The following is a 9,297-nucleotide window of genomic DNA, read 5'->3' as shown; positions in this document are numbered from 1 at the left end:
CCTTGCCAGGCCCGCCGCTTGGCCGATTCGCTGTGCCGTACCCGACAATTGCGGCAAACCGCCGCTGATAGTGCGTGACGGTTGACCCCAAAATGGGATCAGACGCCCTCTAACGCACGAGACCGTGCCGGTATGCGTAGCGCACGGCTTGCGCGCGGTCCCGCGCGCCGGTTTTCGCGAACAGGTGGTTGATATGTGTCTTCACCGTCGCTTCAGACACGAACAGTTCGGCAGCGATCTGCACGTTAGAGCGGCCCGCCGCTATCAAGCGGAGCACTTCCACCTCACGCACCGTCAGGTTATCTGGAGTCGGAGCTGCGGCATCAGGGACCGCCACCGGTCGAGTGGCTGTCGCTGCTGACACCAGCCTGCGTTGGATCTCGCCGTCGAGAACGGACTGGCCTGCGGCGGCCGCGAGCACGGCGCGCGCGATGTCTTCGCGGCCGGAATCCTTGGTCAGATAGCCGAGCGCGCCGGCTTGCAGCGCGCCATGGATCGAGACGTCGTCGGCGTAGGTGGTCAGCACGACGACCTTCGTGCGCGGGTGTTGTGCGGTGATCCGCGCCGTTGCCTCGATGCCGTCCATGACCGGCATGTGCAGGTCCATCAGCGCCACATCAGGGTCCGTGGACGCGACGGCGTCGAGCGCCTGCTTGCCGTCCGCCGCCTCAGCCACCACCGTGATCTGCGGATCGAGATCCAGCAGCGTGACCAGTCCGTCCCGTACCGCGGCTTGATCGTCGCCGACAAGAACACGGACCGGGACCTTGTCAGAACCAGGGCTCACGAGACCAGCAGAGTTCACGCTCCAAGATTAGAGCCGCGCGGGACGAGCCGGGATGCGCAGGCTCACACGCCAACCGTCCCCGCACGGCCCCGCTTCGAAGGTGCCGCCGGCTAGCTCGGCGCGTTCCTTCAATCCGGCGAGGCCATACCCGCCGCCCGAGGAGGCAAGGGCGGTGATCGGCGAGGTCGCTGCCGTGTTCGTCACGGTCAGCTCGGTGGCCGACTCGGTACAGGCAAGGGCCAGTTCGATGGGCGCGCCCGGGGCGTGCTTGCGGGCGTTCGTCAACGACTCCTGCGCGGTGCGGTACAGCGCGAGTGCCGCGTCAGGCTGAAGATTGGCGGGTTCGCAGTCCGCGATGACTGTGGCCGCGGCACCGGTATCCGATTCATACGTCTCGGCCAACCCGTGCAGCAGGCTGCGCAACGGTGGGGTGTCCTCACGCAGCGCCGCGATCGCTCGGCGGGTCTCTGTCAGCCCCTCGCGTGCGATGCGGCGCGCGGTGATCACATAGTTGTGTGCCTTATCCGGGTTGGTACCGCTGCTGAGTAGGGCGTCAGCGGCCTCCAACTGAACGGTCAACGCGGAGAGCGAGTGCGCGAGCACATCGTGGATCTCACGCGCGATCCGGCTACGTTCGGCCAGCGCCGCAGCGTGCGCCTCCTCGGTGTTGGCTCGCCGGGTTTCAGCCAGCAGCTTCTCGGCGGTGTTGGCTCGCTGAAGCTGCGCGTATCGGCCGAGGCCCAGACCGTAGAAGCCGAACAGGACGCAGACATATCCGGCTGCGGTACCGAGGTTCGTCCCGGCTACCGCAGCCGTGCAGAACATGATCACGCTGAACGCGGCAAACGCACGCACCGAAGTTCGCACGCAGAAGCGCATCGCGACGGACAGCGTCGCCGCTGCCGGGAATGCGATTGCCACAGACGGCATGTTGAGCGCGGTCAGCACCGCGCCGGCCGCCCCGGACGTGCAAAGCGCCACGATGACGGCTCGCTCGCCGATCCGCTGCGGCGCGACGCTGACTCCGGCTGACCAGATGATCCAGCCCGCGCAGCAGATCGCCAGGAGGATCAGGGCGAGCAGGCCGATGCCGCTGCCGCTGAACGCGATGTGATGCCGCTCGGTCAGCACGCCCCAGGTGATGAAGCCGAGTGCCACCAACCGGCCGGGGAACACGCGGTACCGCGCGGGCAGCAGCCGCGGGTCGGCGTTCCACTTGTCGGTCCAGTCGATCACGTCGCAAACGGTATTACCTGTGGGCTGATCAGCGAAGAGCATTGCGGGCTCCGTTCACGCCGCGCGGGCCGGGCGACCGCCGGTGCGCGCGGTGACCGCCAGCGACTCGCCAAGCAGCGAGACGCCGAACATCAGCAGCAGGCTGGCCGAGGCCACGGCCTTGGCGACGCCGAGGGAAGGCGCTGCCACGTCCATGCCGAGGCGCACCGCGATCGTCCCGATCCACAGCGCCGCGGTGGCGATGGAGTACCGCTGCATCAGCTGACCGCCCTGGCTGTAGATACGGACAGTGAAGCCGCGCAGCGCGCCGAGGACCGCCGAGATCAGGCCGCCGGCGATCAAGAACGCCAGGTCCGTGCCGTTCACGGTGACCGGCGGGGTCTGGTGGCGCAATTGGACCAGGCTCGCTATGCCGACCACGACCAAGATGATCGGCAGTCGCCAGCGCCGCCGGTCGCCGTTGATCGGGTGCGGCGCGAACCGGCGGCCGATGACCAGGACGAGCACCGCGACGACGATCAGCGCTTGGATGATGGTGATTCCCGAGCTCATTTCCGCTCCCGCCCCCCGCTTTGCCGCGGGCATTTCGAGGTCTGTTGAGGTACAGCTCGAACCTAGGCAACCAGGCGCGTCGCGGGATCAACCCGCGGGTTGGGCCAGGGTGGATCCTGGTTTGACCGGAGGGGGAGAAGCCAAGTGCGCCATCAGGATGCGTGAGACGCGATAGGTGGCGCTGCGCCGTGTTAGGGCAAGGGCAAGGCTTGCCGTTTACGCGGCGACAGCGATGGCAACTCCAGGAACCCCTCGGCGTGCGCGTAGGCGACGCCGATGCGCGGTAGATCCGACGAACGCCGATAGAGCACGAATCGCGGTTCCCAAATCGGACGATACTTCGCATTGGCCCGATAGAGGGACTCGATCTGCCACCAGCGGGAGAAGAACAGCAGCACCGCGCGCCACAACCGCAGCACCGGCCCGGCGCCGAGCCGGGAGCCGCGCTCGAAGACCGCGCGGAACATGGCGAAGTTCAGCGACATTCGCTCCACGCCGACCTCGGCGGCCCGAAGGATCAACTCGATGACCATGTACTCGATAACGCCGTTGTCGGACGCCTTGTCGCGCCGCATTAGGTCCAGCGACAGGCCGTTGCGTCCCCAGGGCACGTAGGACAGCAGCGCGCACAGCCGGCCCTCGAAGTCATGGCACTCGACCATGACGCAACGCCCGTCCGAAGGATCGCCCAATCGGCCGAGCGCCATGGAGAAACCGCGCTCGCTCGCCCCGTACCGCCACTGGTCCGCCGCCTTGATCAGCGCCGCGAACTCGTCCGGCTCGATGTCCTCGTGCCGGCGGATACGTACTGTGTACCCGCCGCGCTTGACCCGGTTATACGCCTGCCGAACTACACGCATCGCCCGGCCGTCGAGGGTGAAGTCCGCGACCTCGACGACCGCCTCATCGCCGAGCTCGAGTGCGGTCAGGCCATGCCGCTGGAAGATCGTGCCGCCTTCCTCACTGGCCCCGGCCACCGCGGGCGTCCATGCGTGCTGATACGCCTCGTTGAGCCACGCGTCGATGGCACCCGGCCACGCCTCGGGGTCGCCGAGTGGATCACCCGAGGCCAGCGATACGCCAGCGACGACGCGGTAAGCAACCGCCGCCTTGCCCGTGGGCGAGAAGACGACTGCCTTATCGCGGCGCAGCGCGAAGTACCCGAGCGAGTCGCGATCGCCGTTCTTGTCGAGCAGCGCGCGCAACCGCTCCTCATCCTCGGGCGAGTGCCGCCAGCGGCCGCGCGGGGAGCGGAACAGCGCGTAGAGCACCAGCAGGAACAGCACCAGGCTCATCAGGTTGATGATGATGCCGACCCAGTGCGGTACGACCAGGCCGTTCGGCACCTCGTCGTCCCCCGCGAGCGTGGCAACCCGGGCCAGCGTGAACTTGGCCCTATCGGCCAGGCTGGATTGGCCGATCGCGCCGAAAGCGGTGACCAGCAGCACGCCGATCGCCACCGAGACCGCCGCGCCGCCGAGCAGCACCCCCGCAGCCAGCTTCGGATTGTTCCGGTCGCCCTTCGCGTAGAACTCGCGGCGACCGAACAGCAGCGCCAGCCAGAGCAGCGTGGTGACCGCTGCGGAGAACCAGTTGAACGCGTGGTCGCGGAACTCAGGGAAGAAGAGCGCGTAGATGTAGAGCGCGGCGGTCGGCGTCAACAGGATCAGATTGAAGATCCACGCGGCGCGTTTGCGGCGGCCCAGCGTGATCGCGAGGAAGGCGGTGAAGGCCGCCGCGGAGTACCCCGCCGTCACGGAATAAGGGGTGAAGAAGTCGCCCGAGTTGTGCTGCCGGACCGTGTTGCCGAAGGACACGAAGATCGCGCCAAGCAGATTCAGCCAAGCGGCGATACGCAGATACCAGACCGCATAAGTCATGGATGGCTTGCGCAGCCTGCCATGGAACAGGCCCTTGCCCTCCGCCGAGGCGGCGACGGGGCCTTTGCGGCCGGTCGAGCGCTCCGTCGTGCTCGCTGCCATCCGCTCCCGCGTCCCTTCGATGCCCGAATCGTCCCCTCCATCCTGGCGGAGGAGGGCCATGGGACGCGAACTCCGGTCAATACGCCGCCGCGTTCGCCCGACCGTGGCGGGGCCGGGCGAACGCGACGACAAGACCTAGAGGGTCAGCCGGTTCAGTTCAGCGACTTCCAGGTGATGGAGAACGAGGTCCCTCCGGACAAGGACGAGGTGCTCGCCTGGGTGGTTCCGGAGGAGTCCACGATGTCGATGCTGTCGTAGGTGGTGTTGCCCAGGGCGGAACCGTTGACCGTCGAGCCGGTGAAATTCACCTTGCCGAAGTCGGCCAGCGGCAGTACGCCGTTGCTGTATGGCGCCTCCGCGATGATCTCGGCCGAGGCGCGCGACAGGCCGCTCTGGGTCTTGCTGGTGGTCTTGGTCCAGCCGCGGGTGGTGTTCTTGAGTACCAGCTGGTACTTGTTCGAGCCGAGATAGCTGACCGTGGCGGTGAAGTGGTCGCCGGGTCGCACGGTGTTGCTGTAGTTCACCGGGTAGGCCGGGTACATCTCGTACCAGGACGAGTAGTACGCGACGCCGCCGGAGCAGTCGGCCTCGGTGCCGGTCTGCTCGACCGAGTTGGAGGCGTAGCCGTCGAGGCCGACCCAGAAGCTGGAGTAGCCGTCGCCCGCCGAGCAGTTCACCGAGGGCTGCACCCAGGAGGCCGAGACGCTGGTGTACGTCGAGCCGTGCGCGGCGTAGCCGCCCCAGTTGGTGCTGCTGGTGGTGGCGTGGGTGCCGTGCGAGTGCAGGAAGAGCGGCTGGCTGCCGTGCGTGTGCTGCATGGGCGCGTTCACCAGCGGAGCGGCGATCGCGGCCGGCGCGGCGGCGGCGGGCAGGGCGAGCGGCGTGACAGCGAGCGCCGCGGTGCCTATGGAACGGATAGCGCGGTGGAACACGGACATGGATCTCCTTGGAGCGGCCCGCGATCGCGGGCGTGCGTGGGTGCGGCCGCCGCGAGCGTTCGCCCCTGTGGGTGGCGGGGCACCGGGCGGCCGGTGGGTGATCCGGTAGCGCTACCGTGATCACGACGCTAATGATCGGAGCACAGCGGGGCAAGGGCAGCTCAAGAAAATCGTTGGTAAAGGCTCCCGCACACAACCGGTAAGGAGCACCGGCCGCCGCCGGGCCGGTCATGGTGCCAGGATGGACGCCATGCATCTGCGCATCTTCACCGAACCCCAGCAGGGCGCTTCCTACGACACACAGCTCGCCATCGCCAAGGCGACCGAGGAGTTGGGCTTCGACGCCTTCTTCCGCTCGGATCACTATCTGAAGATGGGCGAGGCCTCCGGGCTGCCCGGACCGACCGACGCCTGGATCACGCTGGCCGGTCTGGCCCGCGAAACCTCCCGCATCCGGCTGGGCACGCTGGTCTCCCCGGCGACCTTCCGGCTGCCCGGCCCGCTGGCGATCCAGGTCGCGCAGGTGGACCTGATGTCCGGCGGCCGGGTCGAGCTCGGTCTCGGCACCGGCTGGTTCGGCGACGAGCACACCGCGTACGGCATCCCGTTCCCGGACAAGCGCTTCGATCTGCTCGAAGAACAGCTCGCCATCGTCACCGGGCTATGGGACACCCCCGAAGGCGAGACTTACTCCTTCCAGGGCAAGGCATATCAGCTGGAGAATTCACCCGCGCTGCCCAAGCCGGCGCAGCGGCCGCACCCGCCGATCATCGTGGGCGGCGGCGGCCCGAAGCGCACTCCGCGGCTGGCCGCCCAGTACGCCGACGAGTTCAACGTCGGCTTCCGGCCGCTGCAGGAGACGATCGACGGGTTCGAGCGAGTGCGCGCGGCGGCGAGCGAGCTGGGCCGGGACCCGGGCTCGATCGTGTACTCGGTCGCCAGCACGACGGTGGTCGGCAGGAACGACGCCGAGGTGGCGCGGCGGACCGAGGCCAGCGGCGTACCCCGTGACTGGCTGCGGACCAACGGCTACGCGGGCTCTCCGGCCGAGGTCGTCGACACGCTCGGCCGCTTCGCGCAGGCCGGGGCGACTCGCGTCTACCTCCAGATCCAGGACATGACGGACCTCGATCATCTGGAGCTCATCGCGGCCGAGGTGGCTCCGCAGCTGAGCTGAGTTGGGGTCAGCCGGTGCCGACAACCGTTGTCATTGTCATATCTCAATATGCTGTTTTACCGGCTATGCTGGTGGTATGAGCGGCGAGCACGGGCACGAGCATGAACACGGCCATGGCGCGGCGGTCTCGGCCGACTCGGATCGCCGCTACCTGACCGGCGCGCTCGGCCTGATCCTGGCGTTCATGGCGGCGGAGGTGACCGTAGGCCTCGCCTCTCGCTCACTCGCCTTGATCTCCGACGCAGGCCACATGCTCACCGACGCCGCGTCGCTCGGTCTCGCGCTGTTCGCGATGCGGCTGGCGGCGCGCCCGGCGAGCGGGCCGTGGACCTACGGACTGCGCCGCGCCGAGATCCTTTCCGCGCAGGCCAACGGGATCACCCTGCTGGTGCTCGTCGTCGTGTTCACCTACGAGGCGGTGCGCCGGTTGGTCGAGCCGCCGATCGTGGCCGGGGGAGCGGTCACCGTGACCGCGCTCGTCGGCATCGCGGTCAACGCCGCGGCGGCGCTGCTGATCAGCCGGGCGAACCGGACGAGCTTGAACGTCGAGGGCGCGTTCCAGCACATCCTGAACGACGCCTGGGCTTTCCTCGCCACCGCGATCTCCGGGATCGTGGTGCTGACCACCGGCTTCAACCGCGCCGACGCGATCGCCTCGCTCTTTGTCGCGGCGCTGATGGCGCGGGCCGGGTACCGGCTGGTGCGCGACTCGTGGCGGATCTTCCTGGAAGGCGCTCCGGCCGGGCTCGATCCGGCCGCGGTCGGCGGCGCGATGGCTTCGGATCCCGAGATCTCCGAGGTGCACGACCTGCACATCTGGACCATCACCTCGGGCTTCGCGGCCCTCTCCGCGCATGTGCTCGTAGTGCCTGGCCAGGACTGCCACGCGGTACGCGGCCGCCTTCAAGAGCTGCTGCGCGAGCGATACGGGATTCAGCACACGACGCTTCAGGTGGACCACGCGCCGGAGGCTCTGCTCACGATCGAACGCACCCCGCCGCACAGCGAGCACCGCTAGGGCGTTGGGCGTTCGGCCGCTGACGCAGTCGCGTGCGATGGAATGCACATCCGACTAATGTCACGGCTAAGTAACGCTTGCGTGGAGGTCTTGTACCCGCGGCTGCTCTGGGAGAAAGTCGCAATGCCGGGTGGATCGGGGCTCTCGCCCGAAACCTCCCGGCGACCGGCTTTTGGACCGGTGTGCGCCGCCCCGGCCGGTTCGTCCGCCGCGGCGGCACAGACCGAAGAAGCGTCAGACCAGCGCAGCGGAGAGGGCGGAAAGCTGATGGATCGCCACGGACGCCCGCCGGCCTCGGATGTCGAGGCCTGGCTCGCGCAGGAGTTGTCGTTCCTCTATGCCGTGGAACGCAAGATCCTGCGCCGCGCCGCGCTGGCGAGACGCAGCCGTTGGCTGTGTGCCGCACTGCTTGCCGCGGGCGTGTGCTGCTCCGTTTGGGCACTGGTCGGCACCATGGGCAAGAGCTGATCGAGGGATCTATCCGCTCTGCCGCGGACCGGCCAGATGTGACGCGGCGACAGCGCCGATGGCCCAGCCGAACTAACCGCGGACGCGTCATGACCAGCGCTTGGGTGGCAATGTCCGAAGATTCGGACGACCGGCTGAGCCGCTGATCGGTCCGCTCCGGTGATCCTTCGTCAGATTGTCACCCGTACGGGCTCCTGACATGCCCGGGATGCTTCCAATAAGGTCGCGGGGCGGGACGGCGGTACCTGATCCACCGGTTGCCTGAGCCACATGGCACTTGGTTGATACGGGCTCGTCTTCCCGAGGTCGGCACTTGTTCCACGCGTTGATCGCCGTTTCGCGATACGCTTGCGGCGGCTGCGAGCCAGAACTTCGCCTCGGCAAAAGGTGAGGCAGGCTCGTTTGTGGGGAACATTCTGCACAGCAGTTGCGGACGCCTCGTGCATCCGCACGGACCGATCGAGAGATTGGCCCGGTTGTGTGGTTGCGTTGGCCTGATAAGTGAATATACAGACAAGTACGACTCGCGAAGGCGACACAGCGACGGACTCGCTGGGTTGGCAGCTACGGGACAAGGCCGCTGGGGAAGGCGCACCTCGTCCACCGATCGCCGACCGAAGGAGACCGCCGTGCCTACTCGTGGAGTCCTGTACATCCACTCCGCGCCCCGCGCGCTGTGCCCGCACGTCGAGTGGGCGGTCGCGGGTGTCCTGGGCGTGCGCGTGAGCCTGGACTGGGCGCGGCAGCCCGCCGCGCCGTCGACCTGGCGCGCCGAGCTGCCGTGGACCGCGGAGCCCGGCACCGCGACCAGGCTGGCCTCCGCGCTGCGCGGTTGGCAGCTGTTGCGCTTCGAGGTGACCGAGGAGCCCTCGGTCGGCGCCGAGGGGGAACGCTACTCCTCCACCCCGGAACTCGGGGTGTTCCACGCCGTCACCGGAGTGCACGGCGACATCATGATCTCCGAGGACCGGCTGCGCGCCGCGATGCTGCGGGCCGGGCGCGGCGGCGATCTTGAGGCCGAGCTGCAGAATCTGCTCGGCAAGCCTTGGGACGACGAGCTCGAGCCGTTCCGCTGCGCCGGCGACGGTGCGCCGGTCCGCTGGCTGCATCAGGTGGTTTAGCAGCCGGCTCAAGCAGGC

General features: G+C 68.1%; 9 protein-coding genes. 4 read left to right on the top strand and 5 right to left on the bottom strand.

Annotated features, from left to right (window positions below):
* Positions 1–109 precede the first annotated feature (109 nt).
* The 5 genes from VN779_RS23375 to VN779_RS23355 form a co-directional block, all read right to left on the bottom strand.
* Positions 110–787 carry a response regulator transcription factor gene (locus VN779_RS23375; RefSeq protein WP_325726924.1) on the bottom strand — a complete coding sequence of 226 codons (678 nt, stop codon included), beginning with the start codon at positions 785–787 and terminating at the stop codon, positions 110–112.
* Positions 788–814: 27 nt separating this feature from the next.
* Entirely contained in the window at positions 815–2,023 is a 1,209-nt protein-coding gene (locus VN779_RS23370) for a sensor histidine kinase (RefSeq protein ID WP_325726922.1), read from the bottom strand.
* A 54-nt stretch (positions 2,024–2,077) separates the two neighbouring features.
* Positions 2,078–2,575 (bottom strand): hypothetical protein, encoded by a 498-nt coding sequence (locus tag VN779_RS23365; protein WP_325726920.1) that lies wholly within the window; start codon positions 2,573–2,575, stop codon positions 2,078–2,080.
* Positions 2,576–2,766: 191 nt separating this feature from the next.
* Complete coding sequence (locus VN779_RS23360) at positions 2,767–4,455, bottom strand: phosphatidylglycerol lysyltransferase domain-containing protein (protein ID WP_349260909.1); 1,689 nt, start codon at positions 4,453–4,455, stop codon at positions 2,767–2,769.
* 254 nt (positions 4,456–4,709) lie between these two features.
* A complete protein-coding gene (locus tag VN779_RS23355) occupies positions 4,710–5,495 on the bottom strand; it encodes a G1 family glutamic endopeptidase (RefSeq protein ID WP_325726916.1) in 786 nt (261 codons plus the stop codon).
* Positions 5,496–5,745: 250 nt separating this feature from the next.
* Here VN779_RS23355 and VN779_RS23350 point away from each other — a divergent pair, with 250 nt between their 5' ends.
* The 4 genes from VN779_RS23350 (at position 5,746) to VN779_RS23335 (ending at position 9,279) form a co-directional block, all read left to right on the top strand.
* Positions 5,746–6,672, top strand: coding sequence for an LLM class F420-dependent oxidoreductase (locus tag VN779_RS23350; protein WP_349260908.1), 927 nt, complete (start codon positions 5,746–5,748; stop codon positions 6,670–6,672).
* A gap of 76 nt (positions 6,673–6,748) precedes the next feature.
* Positions 6,749–7,690, top strand: coding sequence for a cation diffusion facilitator family transporter (locus VN779_RS23345; protein WP_325726912.1), 942 nt, complete (start codon positions 6,749–6,751; stop codon positions 7,688–7,690).
* 123 nt (positions 7,691–7,813) lie between these two features.
* The gene (locus VN779_RS23340; RefSeq protein WP_325726910.1) at positions 7,814–8,158 is read left to right on the top strand and encodes a hypothetical protein; all 345 of its coding nucleotides are present in this window, start codon (positions 7,814–7,816) and stop codon (positions 8,156–8,158) included.
* Positions 8,159–8,787: 629 nt separating this feature from the next.
* Entirely contained in the window at positions 8,788–9,279 is a 492-nt protein-coding gene (locus VN779_RS23335) for a DUF3145 domain-containing protein (RefSeq protein WP_325726908.1), read from the top strand.
* Positions 9,280–9,297 lie beyond the last annotated feature (18 nt).

This window comes from Actinocrinis sp. (assembly GCF_035605935.1).
Lineage (GTDB): Bacteria > Actinomycetota > Actinomycetes > Streptomycetales > Catenulisporaceae > Actinocrinis.
Note: the sequence above shows the minus strand (reverse complement) of the source record. Positions and strands in the feature narration are given on the sequence as shown.